A 22,275-nucleotide genomic window follows, 5' to 3' on the forward strand; every position below is an offset into this window, starting at 1 on the left:
GTGATGAACTCTCTGAGGCTCCAGGCGCTAGGCGACCTTTGTCGACGTTACGGTGCAATTTTCGGGTCGGCGTGGGCGATACGGGACCAGCTCGACACGCAACCACGCCCCGTTCAGGAACTGCAGTTCCTGCCGGCCAATCTGGAACTGATCGAGACGCCGACGCACCCGGCGCCGCGCTGGACGATACGCGTCATCGTTGCGCTCGCCTGTGTAGTTTTGCTGATTGCGGTGTTCGGCAGGCTGGATATTGTGGCAACAGCCAAGGGGAAGCTGATTCCCGGCGCGCGCGTAAAAGTCATCCAGCCAGCAATCACTGGTGTAGTGCGACAGATTCTGGTTCACGACGGTCAGCGGGTGACGGCCGGACGGGCATTGCTGGTTCTCGACGCGACACAGGCGGCGGCTGACTCGGACAAAGCCCGCTCGGCGAAGATCGATGCCGCACTGGCATCTGCAAGGGCGCGTGCGCTATTGACCGCACAGCAAACCGGCTCTGCGCCCGTGATACCAACCATTGAAGGGGCATCTTCCGACAAGCAGACGGACGCGCAGCGCTTCGCGGAAGGTCTGTACCGCGAGTATGCGGACAAACTGGCAGGCGCAAAGGCAGAGCTCCTTAAACGACAGGCGGAACTTGGAACCACGTTGCAGGAGGTGGCAAAGCTAAGCGCCACAGCGCCGCTTGCGCGCAAGGAAGCCAACGATTACAAAGCGCTCGCCGTAGGCAGCTATGTGGCACAGCACGACTACCTCGAGAAGGAAAGGACCGCACTTGAGCAGGAACACGAGCTCGCAGCCCAGGAGAGTCACGCACAGGAGCTCAAGGACGGCATTGTCGAGCAGCAATCGGTGATTGAATCAACCACGTCGCAGTTCCGACGGGAGCAGCTCGATGCGCTCGACAAGGCGACACAGCAATTCGACCAGAACCGCGACGAGGAAACCAAGGCTGACACAAGGCAGCGCCTTTTGACGCTCTATTCGCCGGTTGCTGGAACAGTACAACAGTTGTCGGTCCATACGCTCGGCGGCGTTGTCACTACCGCTCAATCGCTCATGGAGATTGTGCCGGACGATGCAGTCGAGGTTGAGGCCAATATCGAGAACAAGGATATCGGCTTCATCAACGCCGGTCAGGATGCCATCGTCAAGATTGAGGCGTTCCCCTATACCCGGTACGGTTACCTGAGGGGCAAAGTGGTGGCCGTATCGAATGACGCGGTGCAGGACAAGGACAAGAAGCTCGGCCTGACCTTCGTGGCCCGGGTGCGCTTGTCGACAAGCCAGATGCATATCAATAACAAGTGGATTAATCTCACCCCGGGCATGGAAGTGACGGCGGAAATCAAAACTGGGCGTCGAAGCGTTGCGGGCTATTTTCTGGATCCTCTGATGCAGGATGCAGAGGAGAGCCTGCGTGAGCGTTGAACTCCTGGTTTGCAGGTGCTTGCGGCTATTGCCCGCAATGGGCCGTCAGCGGCAGCCCTCGCATGGCGAAACGCGCGCTGGCGTGCAGATCGTGTCTGTTGTATTGGCTGCATTGGTGAACCTGGCTGGGCCTACATCTGCCTGGGCTGTCGACGTTTTTGGCACCAACAGCGGGGTACCCGCAACGCCGGCCGCTGCGATTCTGGCGGCCAATACTGGTTCACCGTGCGAGTTTGGTCCGCCTGGCGCGCCGCTTCGACTCGAAGAGGCCGTTGATCGTGCGCTGTGCGAGAACCCCAAAACGCGTGAGGCCTGGGCAAACGTCAAGGTGCAGGCGGCGGGTGTGGGTGTTGCAAAGGCTGCATACCTTCCAACCGTATCGGGTACGTGGCAGGACGTACGCGATGACCAGGTGACCAACGTGACTGGATACCCGGCCTTGAGTTCGGCAAACCGCAGCACTGTCCAGAACGGTTCCGTTTCGCTTAACTGGGTCTTGTACGACTTCGGCGGGAGAAAGGCGGCGCTGGACAACGCGCGGGAACTGCTCGCGGCTGCCCGTGCCAATCAGGACGCTACGCTCGAGGACATCTTCTCGACGGTCGCGACGGATTACTACGCAGCTCAGGCTGCTGCCGGAAAGCTCACTGCGGCTGAGGAAACCGAGAGGACTGCGCATGACAGCTTTGCCGCAGCCTCCGTGCGCGTCAGTAAAGGCGTGGCCGCGATCACCGATCAGCTGCAGGCGCAGACATCCTACGCGCAGGCAACCTACAATCGGGCGAAGGCCGAAGGCGATCTTCAGACCTCGCTCGGTACGCTGGCATCGGACATGAGTCTGAACCCGAGCGAACATATCGTCCTGCCGGCGGTCGGGGACGGTGTTACGCCAGATCGGGATTTCACCGAGTCAGTTGAAGAGTTGATCGACGAAGCCGAGCGCACGCACCCTAGTGTGGCCGCCGCCCGGGCGCAACTCGATGCAGCCATTGCGAAGGAGCAGGAGACCCGCGCGGAAGGACTGCCGAGCATCAGTTTTGTGACCAAATACAGTCACAACAACCAGCCTGCCAGTCTGGGCTTGGGGGAGCCGCAATTCCCCGCGACTGGGCACGACTGGTACTTCGGGATTCAGGTACAGATTCCACTGTTCGAAGGCTTCGGCAGAACCTATCAGGTTCGTCAGGCGCATGCCCAGGTTGAGGTGCAGCAGTACACGCTTGACGAAGCAAGGCAGCAGGTTGGCCTCGATGTCTGGAAGAGCTACCAGTCCCTGCAAACCGACACCCAGAATCTGCAAAACACTGCTTCATTGCTGCAGATCGCCCAGCAATCATTCGACGCTGCGAAGCACCGGTATAACTCCGGAGTGGGCAACATCCTCGAGCTGCTCAACGCACAGTCCTCGTTGTCGGAAGCCAACCGGCAACGCATTCAGGCGTTGACAGACTGGCGCGCGGCGAGGCTGCAGCTTGCGGCGAAAATCGGCCGGCTCGATATTACAGGTCTGCGTCGGGTCGACGGCGATTGAGGAAGTGCATCCTGTGAGACACCGCTGATCTGCGAAGGGGGCCTTGTTGAAGATTCTATTCATTCACCAGAATTTGCCGGGACAGTTCAGGCACGTGATGACGCATTACGCTCGCGTCCCAGGTGTGGAGGTGTTCGGACTGGGGGACGCCGCGCGGATCCGGGAGAACTTCGTCCGGCCAATTGAAGGTGTAACGGTGTACGGTTACGCCTTCAATTCAAAGCACGAGAGTTCATCGTACCGGGCGCTACGTTCCACCGATCAGGCGGTGCGGCGTGGAACCGCCGTCGCGAAGAGCCTGAAAAGCCTGCGCGACCAGGGTCTCCGGCCGGATGTCATCTACGGCCACCCGGGATGGGGCGAGATGCTGTATGTGCGCGACCTGTTCCCGGATGCCCGGATCGCCAGCTATTGTGAGTTTTACTTCAACCGGTCCGGTCAGGACTATGGCTTCGACACGGAATTTTCGCCGGTGCAGGAGGATGACTTTCACGTCCGGACCGAGAACATGACGCATGCAGTTAGCCTGCTTGCGAGCGATCTTGGAATCAGCCCGACGAGGTGGCAACAGTCGCGCTATCCGGCCGAACTCCAGTCGAAGATTGCAACGGTTCACGATGGCGTCGATACCCGTGTTATCAAGCCCGACCCAACTACCACCGTGATATTACCAGCGAGGAATCTGGCATTGAGTTCCCGCGACGAAGTCGTCACATTTGCGAGCCGTAATCTCGAGCCCTATCGTGGGTTCCATATGTTCATGAGGGCGTTGCCTGAGTTGCTGCGGCGCAGACGAGCCGCCCACGTGTTGATCGTCGGTGGCGACCAGGTCTCATATGGCCGCCCGTTAAAAGGCAGGACGTATCGCGAGCACCTGCTCACCGAGGTGGGGGAGCGCCTCGATCTTTCGCGGGTTCATTTTCTTGGTCATCTGTCGCACCGGGACTATCTGCGCGTGCTGCAGATCTCCACCGCTCATGTATACCTCACCTATCCGTTCGTGCTGTCCTGGTCGATGCTCGAAGCAATGGCGTCCGGATGCGTCGTGATTGGCTCACACACCGCACCTGTCGAGGAAATCATCGAGGACGGAAGGAACGGATTGCTGGTCGATTTTTTCGACCGGCGACAGCTTGTCGAAACGGTCGCTCAGGTCTGCGCTGAGCGGGAAGCCTATGGCGCCATGCGGCTGGCCGCGCGTGCGACTGTGGCGGACCATTACGATCTCCAGACTGTCTGCTTGCCCCGACAGATTGCGCTTCTGGAGAACCAGTCTGGCGCATCGCACGCGCCTTATGAGGATATCGCCTCGCGTAAGACGCCTAAGAGCAATTCCAATCATTACCCGAGGGTCAGTCCATGAATCATGCCGAGCCGTCATGGGAACCAGGAAACGCGGATCTTGCCGGTCTGGACAGGGAACTCGGGAAGAGTGATCGCTACGAAATTGCGTACGGTTCGGGCATCTACCAGCGGCGCGACGAATATCTCGCCCGATCATTCAAGGCGGTCGGTGCGATAGCGGATATTCGTGACAGATCGCGTCGGAGCATAACCATGCCGTGTTCGTGCGGCGTGTTTGGTCGGTGCAAACGTATATGGTTACTGTTCGTACGGAGTATAGATACGTGACCATCGCACTTTCGATGGCAAACCACACATTGACGCTCCGGCCCACTCACTGATAGTGCTGCGGAGCAAATGTGTGAACGTCGAACGGGCCGGAACAGCCGAGTAGCAAACTTGTGAATGTGCGATTCAGGGGAGCAAATTTGTGAATATCGAAGGAAAGCCTGCCCGCATTCACACTTTAGCTCCGAAGCACTGATTTTGCAGCTTCCAGTACCCAAAAAGTCCGAAATTTAGTTCCCCGCGCTCCAGCGCAATGCAAATCTGTGAATGTCGAATGGGACTGAACGGTTGAGCAGCAAACTTGTGAATGTGCGATTCAGAGGAGCAAATTTGTGAATATTGGAGGAAAACCTGCCCGCGTTCACATTTTAGCTCCGAAGCACTCCCACTCATGGTACTTATGCAACCTTGCGGTCAAAAAGAAATGACGAAAAACTGCCAACGCAACGATGCATCCCAATAGCGAAATCGCCGAAATTTTCCATTTGAACGCAGCCTTGCATTGAAATCTGCCGAATTTGGATGGCCAGTTGCGTTGGAGCGCTGAAGGCAAACCGTGCAACACCTCTTTAGGCACCACTGAAGTTGATAATTTATATTATGTCAAATCACGAAAATTCGCAGGACCTGCTTCAGGGTGTGGCGGACCGGCCGCGTGTAGTGCTGCCAGCCGCTACGGTCCGGAGCGTCTCCACACGGCGATTGCGGGACGGTGGATTCCCGAGTAACCTAAGTCCATTGAACTAAGTTCATGGGTACAACAATCATGCAGATCTACAACATTCATGATGCCAAGACCAATCTGTCGCGGCTCATTGAGGAAACGGTGAATGGCGGCGAGCCGTTCGTGATCGCCAAAGCGGGCAAGCCGCTGGTCAAGGTCGTGCGCATTGATGTGGAAACCGGGAAGCCACCCCGGCGCATCGGCTTTATGAAGGGGCAAATCACGGTTCCGGCTGACTTCGACACCATGGGAGCCGACGAGATTGCCAGCATGTTTGAGGGCAAGGCGACGTGAAGCTGCTGCTCGACACCCATCTGCTGCTCTGGGCGGCCGCCGATGATCCTGCCTTGCCCGGCGAAGCGCGCACCGTCATCGAGGACACCGAAAACATCCTGTATTTCAGCGTTGCGAGCCTGTGGGAAATCGTGATCAAGAGCGCGCTGGGACGTGACGATTTTCAGGTCGATGCACGCGTGCTCCGCAGAAACCTGCTTGACGCCGGCTACGAAGAGTTGCCCATTGAAGCGCAGCACGCATTCGAAGTCGCGGCTCTCCCGCCGCTGCATAAAGATCCATTTGACCGGCTCCTTGTCGGCCAGGCGATTGCTGAAGGCATCGTGTTGCTCACCCACGATGAACAGATAAAGCGATATGACTTCGCCCCGGTCCGGTACCTCTAGTATTCGCAAGCCAACTGCCGTCCAGCTTCGGATGAACCTGCCAAAGGCTACGAAGCCCCCGTCGCAATTGCGATGACTCTGCCGATCAGCGCACGGTCCTCCGCATCGAGTGTGTCCGCATGGTAGATCACCAGGTCGCGCAGCGTCGAAGTCAAACGATCGATCAATTGAGGCGACGCTCCGGCAATCGGCCACGTATGCATCAGGTACGCGAGCGGCACCATGCATCTTCTTTCGCACCATCGATCAAACAGCGCAATACACAGGTCCTCGATCTCCTCAGCGGCGTCCGACCGCTCTTCCAACGCGCTGGCCATAGCGGGTTCCCAACATATTGCTTTCAAGTCGTTGACTTCCACTAGTTATTAGAGCCGTCGTGCCGCGCAGACGCAACCACCGCACGAATGGGCCCGCTCGGGCGCTCCCCGGCGATCACCAGACACTATCCGCACAAGAAATACCTCGTCCTGATACAGGTCAAAGCGTGAAGCGCGGCACTGAGTCACCGGCTCCCGCCTCGACCGCGGTGCGGGACGGCATCGGTTTGATGCTGGTCAAGATCTATACAAGGGCTTGCCGATACAGTCAGCGCATCTCAAAAACTGACCGACGGTCGCCCCGGTTTCCACTATGTCCGATCACACGCTGGATGTCGAAATTGGACGACTGGTTTCGGGTCCAATGCTTGAATGCCCACCCGACACGTCCGTCACCGGCGCGGCCAGACTCATGGCCGAGCGCCGCTGCAGCGCGATTGTCGTGACGGCCGGGCGCGGCACGATCGAAAACCTCCTGCGGGAAATCGCCGGGCGTGGCATCAGTCTCGCCGTCGACGACTTCGGCACCGGCTATTCATCCTTCCGGTATTTGCAGGCATTGCCTGTGGATACGCTGAAGGTCGACCGCTCGTTCCTCGCCGGCGTCGGACCGGCCGGAAGCGACGGTACGATCGTACGGGCCATCGTCGCAATGGCAAAGTCGCTCGGCATCATGGTCGTCGCCGAGGGCGTCGAGACCGCATCGCAACTGGCGTTCCTGCGGCAGATCTGCTGCGACCGGGCCCAGGGCTACCTGCTGGCCGTCCCGTCACCGCCCCAGGCGATGCCACGCGTGGCGCTTGCCGTCTGAGCGAGCCGAGGCACGCCTGGGTTGCCCTCCCCGGCTGCTAACCCTTAACCCCCTACCCGCTTTACGCGTCTTTCGCGACAGGCTCCAGACATGCAAGAAGATCCTCCAGTCACCGACGACGAATACGTCCTGTCCGAGCAGGACGTCATCATCACCTGCACCGACACCGCTGGGCGGATCGTCTACGCCAACGACGCTTTCCTCAGGAGCAGCGGCTACCGGCGCGAGGACGTGATGGGCGAGCCGCAGAGCATCGTGCGCCACCCCGACATGCCGTCCGAGGCTTTCCGCGACATGTGGGCGACCATCGAAGAGAACCAGCCTTGGGCCGGCGTTGTGAAGAATCGCCGTATCGACGGCGGCTTCTATTGGGTGGTGGCCAACGTCACACCGGTGTTCGAACGCGGCCAGAAAGTCGGCTACATGTCCGTGCGCACGAAACCCTCGCGGGAGCAGATCGCCAAAGCCGAGCGCCTGTACGCCAGGCTGCACGCCACGGGACGCAACCGCCTGCGTCTCGCCGCCGGCGAACCGGTGCGCACGGGCATGCGAGGCCTGGCCGACTGGCTGCTGGGCCTGCCGGTGCTGCTGCGCCTGTGGCTCATCATGGCGACCTTGATAGCGGTGTTGCTCCTGCAGGCGTTCGGTATGAACCGGGTCTTGCTGCCGGGTCTGCCTGCGCTATGGCAGACATGGCTTCTGGCAGGTGTGGGCGCCGGCCTCGCCATGGCAAGCGGCATTTATCTCTCGCGGAAGATTCTTTGTCCCCTGCGAGCCATCAATGCGAGTGCGATCGGCGTCCTGTGCGGCCATATCCAGCAGCGTTTTCCTGAACAGGGCGATGCGCAGACCCGGACGCTCGGACGCATGCTCAACCAGATGAATGCCAAACTGGTAGGCATCCTGATCGATGCGAAGATTTCGATCGACGTGATTCGCGATGCCGCCAACGCGTTCGCCGACGGCAATGCCGAGCTTGCCAACCGCACCGACGAACAGGCGAGCGCAATCGAGCAAACCACCGCAAGCCTGGGTGAAATCACCGAGACGTCGGAACAGAACGCGCTCGGCGCGCAACGCGCCAACCTCTCCGGCCGGGAAACCGCGGAATCCGCCGAAGTGGCGGCTCAGGAGGTGCATCGCACGGTCGGCGTGATGGCGCAGGTACGTGACCATTCGCGCAAGATCAGCGATATCACGTCGGTGATCGACGGCATCGCGTTCCAGACCAATATCATCGCGCTCAATGCATCGGTGGAAGCGGCGCGGGCCGGGCAGTACGGGCGTGGCTTCGCCGTTGTTGCAGCCGAGGTGCGCAGCCTTGCCCAACGGGCCGCGAGTGCTGCGAAGGAAATCAAGACCTTGATCGAGACTTCGCTGGATACAGTCGCGCTCGCCACCCAGGCGGCGACACGCGCCGGCGAAACCATGAACGCCGTCGAGCAGGCCGTGACACGGTTGACTCATACGGTGCATGACATCGCGCTTGCCAGCCAGGGGCAAAGCGCGCAAATCGCGCAGATCAACGAGGCAGTCGGACAGGTCGCCGGCTTGACACAGCGAAACGCGATTCTGGTGCAGCGCTCGGCCACGGCGTCGCTCGGGCTGCAACAGCAAACGCAGTTACTCGAGACCGCGCTAAGCGTGTTTCAGATCGGCGACACCCACGAAACCGAGACGTCGCATAGCGCCCGCGCGACGGCGCAGGAGCGCAACGAGTTGCCAGCGTTCTCCGCGCAAACGCTGCGCCACGCTGATCAACCGGACGGTCCTGCCGCACATCGTGTGCCGATCGTAACGCGCTCGAGCGGTTCAGCGATCGGTCAGGCGACACTAAGCACAAAGTAGCCCTCCTCCAGACTGGATCCATCGACTTTAGCCGTGACGACCGCATTTGCATTGGCGGTCTGCACGGTATCCGTCCTAGCCGACTTTTCCGGTAAAAAGCTGCAAGGGATGATCGGCCGCCGGGCCGGGAGAAACACAGAGGCTGTGAGCTGCGGTCCCTTCGCCCCCTTCCCTAAGCCCCGCCCTCGCGCTCCAGCACCGAAACCAGCCGCTTAAACCCACGTACCGCAAAGCTTTCACGCGCTCCCCCGAGCGTCGCCGTCCCATCGATCTGCCGCGCAAGCGTCTTATCCCCCTTGCACTGATCGATCCGCACACGATAGATCGCCACCAGCGGCACAAGCTGTTTCGTCCCCGGCTGCTGCTCAGCCGGCACTGGCCCGCCATACACACTCGCAAGTGCCGGCTCATCGAGCGTCGCGACATTCACGCGGTCGACCGCGCTCACGCGGCAATGCAGCGTCCCCATCTCCGCCACCGAGGCGACGAACTGCGCCGTGTCACCAGGCTCAATACGTCCGGCATCGTCCTCGCCGACATAAGCGTCGCCCTTCACCCCAACAGGCCCGATCACGTCGAACAAGCGCTCACCGCGCGCAAGCCACGTACCGGGCGCGAGCTCCTCATCGGTTTGCACGGTGCCGTCGAACGGCGCACGCAGCGTCAACTGCGCGACCTGCGCCTCGAGGCCCGCCACGGTCTCGCGTGCGGCGTCCCATTGTTTCGTCAGTGCGACGCCCTGCTCCAGCAGCCGCGGGTCGAATGACTGCTGCTGGACTTCCCAGCGCAACTGCGCCTCCTCCGCCTGCGCGGTCTTCAGACGATGCTCGAGATCGGGCGACGCGAGCACGGCGAGCACATCGCCTGCACGGACGCGCTGGCCATCGTGCGCGAGCGCCGTTTCCGCCAGCACATACCCCGCTTCCGGCGCATAGAGCCCTTGTGCCGCAAGCGGCCCGAATACGGCGGGCGCGTTGACGCCGCCATGCCACGGCAGCACCGCGAAGACGAACAGCAACGCGCCGAGCGCCGAGCTGCGCACGGTCTGCCGGCACCAGCGCAATTCGTGGCGGCGCCGCCAGCACGTCGTCGCTTCGCGCACGACGGGCCGCACGATGAACCAGCCGAACTCGACGCAAAACAGCATCACGCCGAGCGCCTTGAAGAACGCGTGATAAACGACCAGCGCGATCGAGAAGAACACCACGAGCCGGTAGAGCCACGTCACCAACGAAAACGCGATCAGAAAGCGTCGCCGCCCGGGCGAACAAGGCTCGGGTTGCGGATCGGGAAAGCCAAAGAGCCATTCGCGCATGCGCCAGCGGCCGAAGGCGAACGCGCGATCGTGCAGGTTCGGTATGTCGAGCCAGTCCGAGAGCAGGAAGTAGCCGTCGAAGCGCATGAACGGGCTCGCGTTGATGGTGAGCGTGCCGATCCAGGTCGTCGTCGCGAGCAGGAACGCGCCCGCGCGCATGGGCCCGTCCGGCAAGAGGCTCCACGCAAGCGTTGCGAACGCGGCGAGCGCGAGCTCGGAGAGCATCCCCGCCGCACCGATCCGTAGACGATCGACCCGGTCAGGGACTTTCCAGGCCTCGGTGGTGTCGGTGTAGAGCACGGGCAGCATCACCAGCAGCGCGACGCCCATCGTCGGCACGCGGCAGCCATAGCGGTACGCGGTGAACGCGTGCCCGAACTCGTGCAGGACCTTCGCGAAGGCGAGCGCGAGCCCGATGGCAAGCAGGCCCCGCAAGTCGGCATAGCCATGGAACGTGTGCACGAACTTGTCCCACTGGCGCGAGACTAGTGCGAGGCCGAGGAGTGCCGCGAGCGCCACGCCGATCCAGAACGCCGGCCGGTAGGCGAGCTCCGCGTAGCGCGCAAAGCGCCGCAAGAATGCCATCGGGTGCCAGAGCGGAACGCGGATCATCAGGTAGTGCTTGAGCAGCCACATCGCATGCGAGAGCCGGCTGGCGGCCGCCGTGGCAGCGAGCCGCCCCGTGTCCGACGCGCTCGCCGAGACCAGCAGGTTCTGCTGGCGCAGCATCTTCACGAGCGCCTCGAGATCGGCGACGGCGACCTTCAGCGTGGTTTGCGTATTGATCGACTCGGCGATCGCCTGCGGATCGTCGAGCGCCCAGCGCGAGAGCATCTCAAACGCGGGCCAGCCGATCTGGAAAAAGCGGTTGCCCGCCGGATCGTGCAGCATCCATGTCGGCGCGCCATCAGGCGTCGCGGCGCCGCGCGTCAAGGTCAGTTCCTGGCGCAGTTGGGGAAGGCGTGGCATCGGGGGTGCGCTCCTACCAGCCGAGCCACTGACGCGCGGTCGTCAGCGGACGGCGCAGCACGTAGTACGCGAGCGGTACCCAACGGCCGTGAATGCGCGCCGTGCCCATCACGCCGAGCACCGGACGGGGCCCGCTGCCGCTGAAGGTCGCTTTCACGCGATAGGCGAGCACGCCCTCCGGCGTCGGCTCGGCGCGATAGGCGACGGTATCGATGCGTGCGTCGTATGAGGAGAGCGGCGAGCTCTTCGGATAGAGCGTCAGCGTCGTGCCGGGCTTCACGTCGACGTTGTCGGCCACCGGCAAATACGCGGTGAGCTCGACATTTGCCGGGTCGGCGAGCAGCATCACCTTCTCGCCCACCGAGACGGCCTTGCCGTTCCAGTCGTTCGGATCGGCGAATACCGCGACGCCGGCGCGCGCGGCCGTGACGCGCACGCGCGCGAGCTCGCGTGCCGTGTAGTCGAGCTCCACCCTGCTCTCGTCGAGCTTGCCGCGGCGCAACGCCATGTCGAGCCGGTCCTTGTCGTCGGTGACGGCAAGCTGCGCGGTCTGACGGTACTCCTCGGCGGCCGTGTCGAAGTTCTTGCTCGCCACCGCGTAGCGCGAGGCAAGCGTCGTCGAATCGAGCGCGAAGAGCGGCGTGCCCGGCGTGACGCGCTGGTTCGGCTGCGTATAGAGCCGCTCGATCACGCCGTCGAGCGGCGCGCGTACGACAAACGGGTCGTTTGCCGTCACTTCCGCCGGCGCAAGCACGGTGAGCGGCACCGGCACCACGCACAGGAGCGCGAGCCCCGCCAGCACGCGGCGCTGCACCTTGCCTGGACGCAGCAGGAGTCGCGCGCGCGTCGCCAGCGTCGCGCGCGGCGCGAAGGCGGCAAGCGCGTGTGCCCAGACTTGCGCGAGCTCGCCGAGCATCACCTCTTCGGTGCGCGTCCACGCGTTGTCGCGTACGAACACCACACCGCCTAACGAGCGGCCCGTGCGGTCGGCCAGCGGCACCCACAGCGCGTGCATCGGCCACCACGCGCTCCACTCGGCGGCGACCTCCGCGGGCAGATGGGCGGAGGTGAAGGCGAACGGTCTGGTGGATACCGATGCATGCGGCTCATTCGCTTGCGTGGCATCCGCGCTCCTGCCTTCGGTCTGCGCTTCGGTTCGCGAAGCAGCGCCGGCGCTCGTGCCATCGGCGGCGCCCGGCGCGTGGTTCGCCGCGAGCCGCACGAGCGCGCGGAACGCCGCACCGAGCCATTGCACGTAGGGCGCGCCCGGATCGCTTTGCGGCAGGCCCGAAACGGCAGCCACGGCGCCCGGCGCATGCAACGGCGCGCGCCACCATGCGGCCTGCCGATACGGAATGAACGACAGCGTCTCGTTGACCATCGTGAAGCCGAGCGTCTGTTCGCTCTCGGCCTCTCTCGCGCGCGCCGCGAGCTGCCACAATAGCGCGAGATCGCCCGCTTCGATGCGTACTGGGGCGTTCATGCCGGTACGCTTCGCGCGCAGCGAACGCAGTGAGCGTCGGAGTTGTTCATCATTTCAGCGATTCGCGAAGCGGGCCCAGCCGCTCATGCCGGGCAGGAGTTCGGGGGCACGGCCGTCGAGCGCGGCGGTCACGTCGACGGTCTGCGTAACCGGATCCACGCGTGCGCCGACGCGTGCGACGCTCGCCGGATACGTCTTGCCGACCTCGTCGACCTGCACCGTCAGCGGATGCCCGGGCTTGAGCCATGCGAGCCACTTCGACGGCACGATCATCCTGAGTTCGAGATGGCTCGTATCGAGGATCGTCATGATCGGCTTGCCGGCTTCGGCGAACTGCTGTGCCGCGGCGCTGCGCTTTTCGACGCGTCCGTCGAACGGGGCCGCGATCACGCACTTGTGGACCGTCGCCTGCATATAGGCGACTTCAGCCGCGCCCGCCTTCGCCTTGGCCTCGGCCTCTTCCACGTCGATCTCGCCGATCGAATGCAACTGTGAGAGCTTCTCGTTGACCTGCTTCAGTTGCGTCGCCGCCTCGGCCTCGGCCTGCGCCTTGCGCAATTGCGCCGTGTAGAGCGAGCAGTCGAGCGACACGAGCGTCTGACCCGCGCGAAATGCGTCGCCGTCGCGAAACGGCAGCGACGCGATCTTCGCGCCGATTTCGCTCGAGATCTCGACCTCGTCACGCGACACGAGCTGAATCCGGATGCGCCCGTCGTCGCTGCCAGCAGCGGGCGAGGCACCCGGCGCGACTGCCGTCGCCGGCACTACCGCCGTGGACACACCTTGTGACGCACTCCAGACCGGTTGCATACACAACAAAACCGCCAACACCCCTGCCCCTGCTGTCCAGCATGACTTCATTGCGTCTTTGCTCCGCTTGGCTGGCCGAGATCGGCCCAGTGCTTCTCTTCTATCGCAATTGACTGCTCCACCGACGCAAGATCGCCACCGTCGACTTTCCCCGGCACCGGGTCGAGCCCGAGCGACGCGAGCAATTGCCCATACGCGCTTTCGAGTTGGCCGTAGCTCTGATACATGCGCAACTGCGACATCATCGCGCTGGTGGCCGCGCGAATCTCTTCGAGCTTGCCCTGCGCATTCGCGACGGTCGCGTTGTGCGTGTGCTGGAGAATCTGCTGGTCGACGTCGTTCATTTGCCTGAATAGCTCGAACTGCCGTTGCCGCGCGCCGAGGTCCGCGCGTGCGACGTGCACTTGCGTGAGCACCGCCATCGACAGCGCGAGCTGCTGTGCCTGCGCAACGTCGAGCTGCGCGTTCGCCTGGCCTCGGATGTTCTTGGCGTTCAGCACGTTGAGCAGGTTCCAGCTCACGTTGATGCCGGCCGCTTCCCACCAGTGGTAGACGAGGAAGCTGTTGCTGTCGTAGTGGCTGCCGAGCTGCAGCTCGACGCCCGGCAAAAGCTTCGCCATGGCCTTGTGCGTTTCGTTGACGCTGATGCGCTGGTTGTAGCTCGCCTCGACGAGTTCAGGCCGGCGTTCGAGCGCGGTCTCCTCCATCTGGTCGATGGGCATGCCAAACGACGGCACCGTGAACCCCTGCGGCGGCGCCAAGGTAAAGTCGCTACCCGGCGAGACGTTCATCAGCGACGCGAGGCGCGGCTTTGCTTCCTCGAGCTGATCACGCACCTCCTCGAGCTGGCGCATGATGTCGAGCAGCGCGTGCTGATAGTTGAGCGTATCGAGCGGCGAGCGCAGGCCTTCCTGCTGCGATTTGCGCGAGTCGTCGAGCGCCTGCTTCGCCTGATCGAGCAGCGGGCCGATCCGGTCGTGCAACTGTTGCGCGCCGGCCGCTTCCCAATAGGCCTCGCGCACCTGCTGCATCATGAGCTGCACGACCTTGCGGCGCCGTTGTTCGAGCACGAGCACGCGGTCGGCCTGCTCCTTCGCCTCGAAGTAGCTGACGCCGAAATCTAGCACGTTCCACGAGAAGCCGACGTCGAAGGTTTTATCCACCTTGTCGCTCGAATACGACGGCGGCACCACCTGCGAATTCGTGTAGAGCCCTTCCGACGACGATGCCAGCGGCACATTGCGCGCGGTATAGCCAGCCTGCGTGGTGAGTTGCGGCAGCATGTCGAAGTTGTCGATGCTGAGTTGCTGCTGGGCCAGCGCCTCTTCCATCATCTTCAGACGATGATCGAGGTTGTAGCGGATGGCGCGCGCCATCGCCTCGTCGAGCGTGACGGGGCCGGCCAGCGGCGGCTGGTTCGCGAACATTGCGGTGCGCTCGGCTTGCACGGACTGCGCGCGCTCGGCATCGGTAAACGGTGTGGGGTGAATCGCACAGCCCGATAGCCACAGCGCGGCGACGGAGAGCGCGATGAGCGACGGACGTGGCAAACGCCGCAGGCGCGGCGTGCGCGGAAACTCGGTCGAAGGGTTCACTTCGGCAACTCCGTTGTTCAGGTTTTTATGGTGTTGGAAAAGTGTGTAGCTCATGCACGGTGCTCCGGTACCGCAGCCGCAGTCGTCGCGGCCGGACGCATCACGTGCAACACGGCACGCGCCTGGGCGAACTGCTGGGCCAGCGAGGGCTTGCCGGCAGGCAGCGGCGCCTGCGGCGTGGCGCGTTCGACCAGGTGCGTGAGTGCGTTGTGCGCGGCGTGTTGCGCGTTGTGCTGCACCGCATGGGCGTGCGCATGCCGCGCGTGCTGGCCGCTCGGCGCCAGTACGATCTCGTTGCGCATCAGGTTGCCCGCCGCATTGCGTTGCAGCACGACAATGCGGACGTCGTGCACCCGCGCCGGCATGATCCCGGAGAGCGTGCCGGTGGACGCGTCGTAGTGCAGCCATGCCGGCAGCGGCCGGCCGTCGGCAAGCTGCAGGGACACGTCGGAACTCGCATTCAGGCTCAGGCCGTCGGCCGTCGGCAGCACGTTCGACAGATCCAGCGAGAACAGGCGGTCCGGCGCGGCATCGAAGTCCACGACAACCGGGATCTGTTCGAACATCAAGGAGTCTGCTACGGACGAGTCGAATACAGACGCCGGCGAGACCGCCGAGACGCTCGTATAGTCGACAGGGAAATGCGCAGGCGGCGCGTTCGGATCCGTGAACGTGAACGTCAGCGGGCCAGGTATCGCGCCGATAGGCGGCGCCCGATCCAGTGCGTCGAGCACGATCAACGAACTCGACACGGGATTGCCCATCGGCTCCGCCAGCAGCGGGCCCGGTGACCCTTCGCTCGTTGGAAGCAGCACAGCGGCCGGTCGGTCCGTCGAAGGGGCCGTGGCGACCACGACATCGACCGTGGTCGTGATCGGCGAGCTCGTCTTGATGCCGTCGCTGACGGTGAAAGAGAGGGTGCGCGGTCCCGAGACACCGGGTCCGCTCTCCGAAAACGACACCGATTCCAACGCTGCTTGCCATTGCGCAAGCGTCGCGGCGCTGCCGTTCGAACTCAGTGTCAGCACGCCCGTGCTCGCGTTGAACGATCCCGTGATGCTGCCCGTTGCCGCGCTGCCGGTGAACGACAACACGTCCTCCCCCTGCACGAAACCGTTGCTCACCGAGACCGTTGCGCTCGTGAGCGCAGCGTTGCCGCGGTCGCTCAACGTCACGCCGGGATCGAGCGGCACCGGCGCGCCGCCGCTGCTCTGGTCGGTATAGGTAACGGTCGTGCCGCCGCCGGTGGCGACCGGCGTCTGGTCGGTGGCGCTCACGTTGATGTCTTTCGTGACGGGCGCCGAGGACTCGATGCCGTCGCTTACCGTAAAGCTGATCGTGCGCGTCGCGGTGCTCGGCGTGATCGCCGTGTTGGTATACAGGATCGAATCGAGTGCCGCCTGCCATTGCGCGAGCGTCGCGCTTGAGCCCGCCGAACTCAGCGAGAGCACGCCTGTCGCAGCGGTGTAGGTTCCGGTGATGTTGCCCATCGTCGCGGCGTCTGCGTTGAAGGTCAACTCGTCATAGCCGTTCTGGAAGCCGCTTGTGATCGCGACAGTGGCTGAAGCGAGGGTCGCGTTGCCGCGATCCGACACGTCGATACCCGAATCGATCACCACCGGTGTCGAGGTCGTGTTGTCGCCGGAGGAGAACGTGGTCATGCCCGTTGTCGTGGTGACGATTGGCGTCTGATCCGTGTCCGCCACCGTCACCGTACGCGTTGCCGTGTTACTCGCGTTGCTGTTGGCGTCGGTCACGGTGAAGCTGATCGTGCGCGTCGCGTTGTTCGGCGTGACCGCCGTGTCGGTGTAGGTCACCGCATCGAGTGCCGCCTGCCATTGTGCGAGCGTGGCGCTCGAACCCGCCGAGGTCAGCGAGAGCACGCCAGTTGCCGCGTTGTACGACCCGGTGATGTTGCCCATCGTCGAGCCGTTGTTGGCGAACCCCAGCACGTCCTCGCCGCTGTGGAAGTTGCCGGTGATCGCCACCGTCGCCGTTGCGAGCGTCGACGCGCTGCCGTCCGTCACGCTCAGGCCCGAATCGATCGTCACCGGCGTCGAGGCAACGTTGTCGCCCGCGGTGAACGCCGCCGAGCCCGAGTCGGTGGTCACGCTCGGCGGACCGAGTACATCGACCGTCCTGGTTGCCGCCGCGCTGTTCTCCGTGCCGTCGTTGACCACGAACGAAACGGTGCGGTCGCCCGGCGTCGCACTCGATCCCGCCGAAAAAGTCACTGCGTCGAATGCATTCGCCCATTGCGTGTCGGTGGCCGTGGCGCCGGACGAGTTCAGCGTCAGCACGCCCGTCCCGGCGTTAAACGACGCGATGATATTGCCGTACAGCGTCGAGCTCGTATTCGTGAACGACAGCGTGTCGCCACTATGGAAGCCGCTCGCGATCGAAACGGTGCCGGACGCCTGCGTGGTGTTGTCACGGTCGCTGAGCGTCACGCCACCGTCGATTGCCGTCGCGCTCGTACCGCCGACATAGGTCGTCGTGCCGCCCGTGGTCGTGACAATCGGCGTTTGATCCGTGTCCACCACCGTCACCGTGCGCGTTGCCGTGTTGCTTATGTCGCTGTTGGCGTCGGTCACGGTGAAGCTGATCGTGCGCGTCGCGTTGTTCGGCGTGACCGCCGTGTCGGTGTAGGTCACCGAATCGAGCGCTGCCTGCCATTGCGCGAGCGTCGCGCTCGCCGATGTCAGCGTGAGCACCCCGGTCGTCGCGTCGTACGAACCGGTGATGCTGCCGGTATTGGCGAACCCCAGCACGTCCTCGCCGCTGTGGAAGTTGCCGGTGATCGCCACCGTCGCCGTCGCGAGCGTTGAGGCGCTGCCGTCGGTCACGCTCAGGCCTGAGTCGGCCGTCACCGGCGTCGAGGACACGTTGTCCCCGGCCACGAACGCCGCCGAGCCAGAATCCGTCGTGACGGTCGGTGGACCGAGCACGTCGACCGTTTTCGTCGCCGCCGCACTGTTATCCGTGCCGTCGTTGACCACGAACGAAACGGTGCGGTTTCCCGGTGTCGCACTCGATCCCGCCGAAAACGTCACCGCCTCGAGTGCATTCGCCCATTGCGCGTCGGTGGCCGTGGCGCCGGCCGAGGTCAGCGTCATCACGCCAGTCGCCGAGTTATACGATTCAGTGATATTGCCGAAGAGCGTCGAGCTTGTATTCGTGAACGTCAGCGTGTCGCCGCTATGGAAACCACTGGCGATCGAGACGGTGCCGAACGCCTGTGTGGTGTTGTCGAGGTCGCTGACCGTCACGCCGCTATCGATCGCCGTTGCGCTCGTACCGCCGACATAGTTCGTCGTACCGCCCGTGGTGGTGACGATCGGCGTTTGATCCGTGTCCACCACCGTCACCGTACGCGGTGCCGTATTGCTCGTGTTGCTGGCGGTGTCAGTCACGCTGAAGCTGATCATGCGCGTCGCGCTGTTCGGCGTGACCGCCGTATCGGTGTAGGTCACCGCATCGAGCGCCGCCTGCCATTGGGCGAGTGTCGCGCTCGAGCCCGCCGAGGTCAGCGAAAGCACGCCGGTCGCCGCGTTGTACGACCCGCTGATGTTGCCCATCGTCGAGCCGTTGTTGGTGAACCCCAGCACGTCCTCGCCGCTGTGGAAGTTGCCGCTGATCGCCACCGTCGCCGTTGCGAGCGTCGATGCGCTGCCGTCCGTCACCGTCAGGCCCGAATCGATCGTCACCGGCGTCGAGGCAACGTTGTCGCCGGCCACAAACGCCGCCGACCCCGAATCCGTCGTCACAGTCGGCGGACCGAGCACATCGACCGTCCTGGTTGCCGCCGCGCTGTTCTCCGTGCCGTCGTTGACCACGAACGAAACGGTGCGGTCGCCCGGCGTCGCACTCGATCCCGCCGAAAAAGTCACTGCGTCGAATGCATTCGCCCATTGCGCGTCGGTGGCCGTGGCGCCGGACGAGTTCAGCGTCAGCACGCCCGTCCCAGAGTTAAACGACGCGATGATATTGCCGTACAGCGTCGAGCTCGTATTCGTGAACGACAGCGTGTCGCCGCTATGGAAGCCGCTCGCGATCGACACGGTGCCGAACGCCTGGGTGGTGTTGTCGCGGTCGCTGAGCGTCACGCCGCTATCGATCGTCGTCGCGCTCGCACCGCCGACATAGTTCGTCGTGCCGCCCGTGGTGGTGACGATCGGTGTTTGATCGACATCGGTCACCGTCACCGTGCGCGTTGCCGTGTTGCTCGTGTTGTTGTCGGCGTCAGTCACGGTGAAGCTGATCGTGCGCGTCGCGTTGTTCGGCGTGACCGCCGTGTCGCTGTAGGTCACCGAGTCAAGCGCCGCCTGCCATTGCGCGAGCGTCGCACTCGCCGATGTCAGCGTGAGCACCCCGGTCGTCCCATCGTACGAGCCGGTGATGCTGCCGGTATTGGAGAACCCCAGCGTGTCCTCGCTGGCGTGGAAGTTGCCGGTGATCGCCACCGTGGCCGTTGCCATCGTCGAGGTGATCGTGTCCGTCACCGTCAGGCCCGGATCGACCGTCACCGGTGTCGAGGTCACGTTGTCCCCGGCCACGAACGCCGCCGAGCCAGAATCGGTGGTGACCGAGACCGGGTTCGTCACGTCGACCGTCTTCGTCGCCGTCGCGCTGTTGACGCTGCCGTCGTTGACGACGAACGAAATGGTCCGGTTACCCGTCGTGGTGCTGGAGGTCGAAAACGTCACCGCTTCGAGTGCGTTGGTCCATTGCGCGGTGGTCGCGCTCGCGCCGCTCGAGGTCAGCGTCAGCACGCTGCCGCTAAACGACGCGCTGATATTGCCGTACAGCGTGGCGCTCGTATTCGTGAACGACAGCAGGTCGCCGCTCGCGTCGCCGCTGCTGATCGTCGCCGTCGCCGACGCTTCGGTGCTGTGGCTCCCGTCGCTCAGCGCCACGCCGGTATCGACGGCCGTCGCGCTCGCGCCGGTTTCGTAACTGGTGATCCCGCCCGAAGTCGTGACGACCGGCGGCGCGGTCACATCGACGGTCTTCGTCGCCACAGCACTCGTGACGGTGCCGTCGTTGACGGCGAACGAAATGGTCCGGTCGCCCGTCGTGCTGCTGGTGGTCGAAAAATCGACCGCATCGAGCGCATGCGTCCATTGCGCAGTGGTCGCGCTCGCGCCGTTCGACGTCAGGGTCAGCACGTCGCCGCTGAACGACGCGCTGATATTGCCGTACAGCGTCGCGCTCGTATTCGTAAACGCTAGCGTGTCGCCGCTTGCGGCGCCGCTGCTGATCGTCACCGTCGCCGACGCTTCGGTGCTGTGGCTGCCGTCGCTCAGCGTCGCGCCGGAATCGGCGGCCGTCGCGCTCGCGCCGACTTCGTAACCGGTGGCGCCACCCGTGGTCGTCACGACCGGCGGCGCCGTCACGTTGACGATATCGCTCTCCACCGCGCTGCTGAGGGTGCCGTCGTTGGTGCTGAAGGAGATAATCCGGTTGCCGGTGGTGCTGCTGGTGCTGGTGAACGTGATGGCGTCGAGCGCCGCTTGCCACTGCGCGTTGGTGGCCGAGGCGCCGGACGAGCTCAGCGTCAGCACGCTGCCGCTAAACGACGCGCTGATGTTGCCGTAAGTCGTAGAACTGGTGTTCGTGAACGACAGCGTATCGCCGGTCTGGAAGCCACTACTGATCGATACCGTGCCCGACGCCTGGGTCGCGGACCCGCTGTCGCTCAACGTCACGCCGCTGTCGATCACGGTGGCGGGTGCGCCGACCTCATGGGTCGTGGTGGTGCCACTGGTGGTGACGACCGGCGGGCTGAGTTCGGTGTAAACGATGTTGCCGATGTTCAGCGCTGGCCCGTCGTTGGGAAACACCAGCTTGACGCTGGTGACGTCGCCGAAGGTCGACGACGACAAGGCTTCGTTGACGACGGTTTCACCGCCGTTCGCGGCGTCGTAGGCCAACGCGACTTCGCCGGTGGCGCTGCCGTTGGCCTGGATATAGGCGGTGTCGCCCGGGTTGAAGAGCGTGATGTCCAGCGCGATGCTCGACAGCGAAAACGCCTTGCCGTCCTGCATCGTGATCGTGACGGAGGTGAAGTTCGCGACGCTGTCGTTATTGACGACCAGCGAGTTATACGGCGAGCTTTCGCCCGATATGCCCGCGAAGTTCGGATCGGATGCCACGATGTTGCTATTGGCGACATTGAACGTATAGGTGATGCCGTCGAGCGAAAACGAGGTCACGTCACCGGTGTTGAGACTTTCTGCCGCTGCACTGGTGAAGTTCTCGGTCGTCTGCCCGAGCAGTGCGTCGTAATTCCGTTCGGCCGCGGCCGAAAAGATCACCGGTGTCGTCACATTGCCGACGTCGTAATTCAGCGTCCAGTCGCCGCCGAGCGACGCGGCGCCGATCGGCGTGGTCGCCGCGGCAACGTTGAGTCCGGAGAGCGAGGCGATCTGCTGCACGAGCGCCTGACCGTCGGCGTTTTCCGCCACATCGCAGCCGTAAATCAGCAGATCGCCGCCCGGCTTCATCGCCGCGCCGATCTGCGCGAGTTCCGCGCTGTACTGGCCGAGGTCGGCCGTATCCAGCAGCGTCGAGCCGACTTCGATCTGCGCATCGGAGCCGTGCGACACCAGATGCACTGCGTCAATGCCGGGATGCTGTTGCAGATACTGCGCAATCTGTTCGAGCCCGTCCGTGTTCGGATTCAGCACCACGTATGCGGTGCCGGACGGCAGCCCGGCGATCAGCGTCTGATAGTCGGTTACGTTAGGGTCGATGAAGACCACCTGCTTTTCGGGCTGCGCGCCGGGCAGCAGCGTGGTCGCCAGCGCGCGATTCGTCTTGTCCTTGTCGCCCGTGTGATGGCCCTGATCGGCCCGTGCGTTGCTGCCGGGCGTCACGCCCTCGCCCGGCACCGCATTCGAGTGCGCCTCGGAGAAATGATCCGCATGGTGATGGCTCGCCGCGGCATGGGCAACGGGTACGACCGAGGCCTCGTAGACGATGCGCGGCTCGAGCGCGAGCAGGAGCGGCGCCGGCGCGACGGCCGTGAAACGCGGCGCCGGCTGCGCGGCGAACAGTTTGAACAGCTTATGGGCGAACTTCATTGTTTAATCTCTCCGAGGCCGCCCGCCCGCGCCCCGCGCGCAGG

At 63.6% G+C, this 22,275-nt stretch carries 13 protein-coding genes; 7 read left to right on the forward strand and 6 right to left on the reverse strand.

Annotated features, from left to right (window positions below):
* Positions 1-3: 3 nt before the first annotated feature.
* From BLQ92_RS08800 to BLQ92_RS08820, 5 genes are all read left to right on the forward strand, one after another.
* Entirely contained in the window at positions 4-1,431 is a 1,428-nt protein-coding gene (locus BLQ92_RS08800; RefSeq protein ID WP_090683485.1) for an HlyD family type I secretion periplasmic adaptor subunit, read from the forward strand.
* Positions 1,421-2,962, forward strand: a complete 1,542-nt coding sequence (locus BLQ92_RS08805) for a TolC family protein (protein ID WP_244106165.1) — start codon at positions 1,421-1,423, stop codon at positions 2,960-2,962. The genes BLQ92_RS08800 and BLQ92_RS08805 overlap by 11 nt, the downstream gene beginning before the upstream one ends.
* 43 nt (positions 2,963-3,005) lie before the next feature.
* On the forward strand, positions 3,006-4,325 hold the full coding sequence (locus BLQ92_RS08810) for a glycosyltransferase (RefSeq protein WP_218133032.1): 1,320 nt from the start codon (positions 3,006-3,008) through the stop codon (positions 4,323-4,325).
* Positions 4,326-5,360: 1,035 nt separating this feature from the next.
* On the forward strand, positions 5,361-5,612 hold the full coding sequence (locus tag BLQ92_RS08815) for a type II toxin-antitoxin system Phd/YefM family antitoxin (protein WP_090684027.1): 252 nt from the start codon (positions 5,361-5,363) through the stop codon (positions 5,610-5,612).
* Positions 5,609-5,998 (forward strand): type II toxin-antitoxin system VapC family toxin, encoded by a 390-nt coding sequence (locus BLQ92_RS08820; RefSeq protein WP_090683488.1) that lies wholly within the window; start codon positions 5,609-5,611, stop codon positions 5,996-5,998. The genes BLQ92_RS08815 and BLQ92_RS08820 overlap by 4 nt, the downstream gene beginning before the upstream one ends.
* Positions 5,999-6,045: 47 nt before the next feature.
* Here BLQ92_RS08820 and BLQ92_RS08825 read toward each other — a convergent pair whose 3' ends face one another.
* The gene (locus tag BLQ92_RS08825; protein ID WP_090683490.1) at positions 6,046-6,315 is read right to left on the reverse strand and encodes a hypothetical protein; all 270 of its coding nucleotides are present in this window, start codon (positions 6,313-6,315) and stop codon (positions 6,046-6,048) included.
* A gap of 313 nt (positions 6,316-6,628) precedes the next feature.
* On the opposite strand from BLQ92_RS08825, the gene BLQ92_RS08830 reads away from it, so the two are divergent.
* Together BLQ92_RS08830 and BLQ92_RS08835 are read left to right on the forward strand one after the other, a co-directional pair.
* Positions 6,629-7,126, forward strand: a complete 498-nt coding sequence (locus BLQ92_RS08830; RefSeq protein ID WP_090683492.1) for an EAL domain-containing protein — start codon at positions 6,629-6,631, stop codon at positions 7,124-7,126.
* Between the two features lie 90 nt (positions 7,127-7,216).
* Entirely contained in the window at positions 7,217-8,974 is a 1,758-nt protein-coding gene (locus BLQ92_RS08835; RefSeq protein ID WP_090683494.1) for a methyl-accepting chemotaxis protein, read from the forward strand.
* Between the two features lie 172 nt (positions 8,975-9,146).
* Here BLQ92_RS08835 and BLQ92_RS08840 read toward each other — a convergent pair whose 3' ends face one another.
* From BLQ92_RS08840 to BLQ92_RS08860, 5 genes are read right to left on the reverse strand one after another with little or no spacing between them, the layout of a single operon-like run.
* On the reverse strand, positions 9,147-11,258 hold the full coding sequence (locus BLQ92_RS08840; RefSeq protein WP_090683496.1) for an HlyD family efflux transporter periplasmic adaptor subunit: 2,112 nt from the start codon (positions 11,256-11,258) through the stop codon (positions 9,147-9,149).
* Positions 11,259-11,271: 13 nt separating this feature from the next.
* On the reverse strand, positions 11,272-12,741 hold the full coding sequence (locus BLQ92_RS08845; RefSeq protein WP_090683497.1) for an efflux RND transporter periplasmic adaptor subunit: 1,470 nt from the start codon (positions 12,739-12,741) through the stop codon (positions 11,272-11,274).
* A 54-nt stretch (positions 12,742-12,795) separates the two neighbouring features.
* Positions 12,796-13,602, reverse strand: coding sequence for an efflux RND transporter periplasmic adaptor subunit (locus tag BLQ92_RS08850; protein ID WP_244896629.1), 807 nt, complete (start codon positions 13,600-13,602; stop codon positions 12,796-12,798).
* Positions 13,599-15,200: a TolC family protein gene (locus tag BLQ92_RS08855; RefSeq protein ID WP_090683501.1), complete on the reverse strand. Its 1,602-nt coding sequence runs from the start codon at positions 15,198-15,200 to the stop codon at positions 13,599-13,601. The genes BLQ92_RS08850 and BLQ92_RS08855 overlap by 4 nt, the downstream gene beginning before the upstream one ends.
* Entirely contained in the window at positions 15,197-22,231 is a 7,035-nt protein-coding gene (locus tag BLQ92_RS08860) for a DUF4347 domain-containing protein (RefSeq protein ID WP_090683502.1), read from the reverse strand. Before BLQ92_RS08860 ends, BLQ92_RS08855 begins: the two co-directional genes overlap by 4 nt.
* Positions 22,232-22,275: the final 44 nt, after the last annotated feature.

The sequence above is a fragment of the Paraburkholderia phenazinium genome, from assembly GCF_900100735.1.
Classification (GTDB): domain Bacteria; phylum Pseudomonadota; class Gammaproteobacteria; order Burkholderiales; family Burkholderiaceae; genus Paraburkholderia; species Paraburkholderia phenazinia.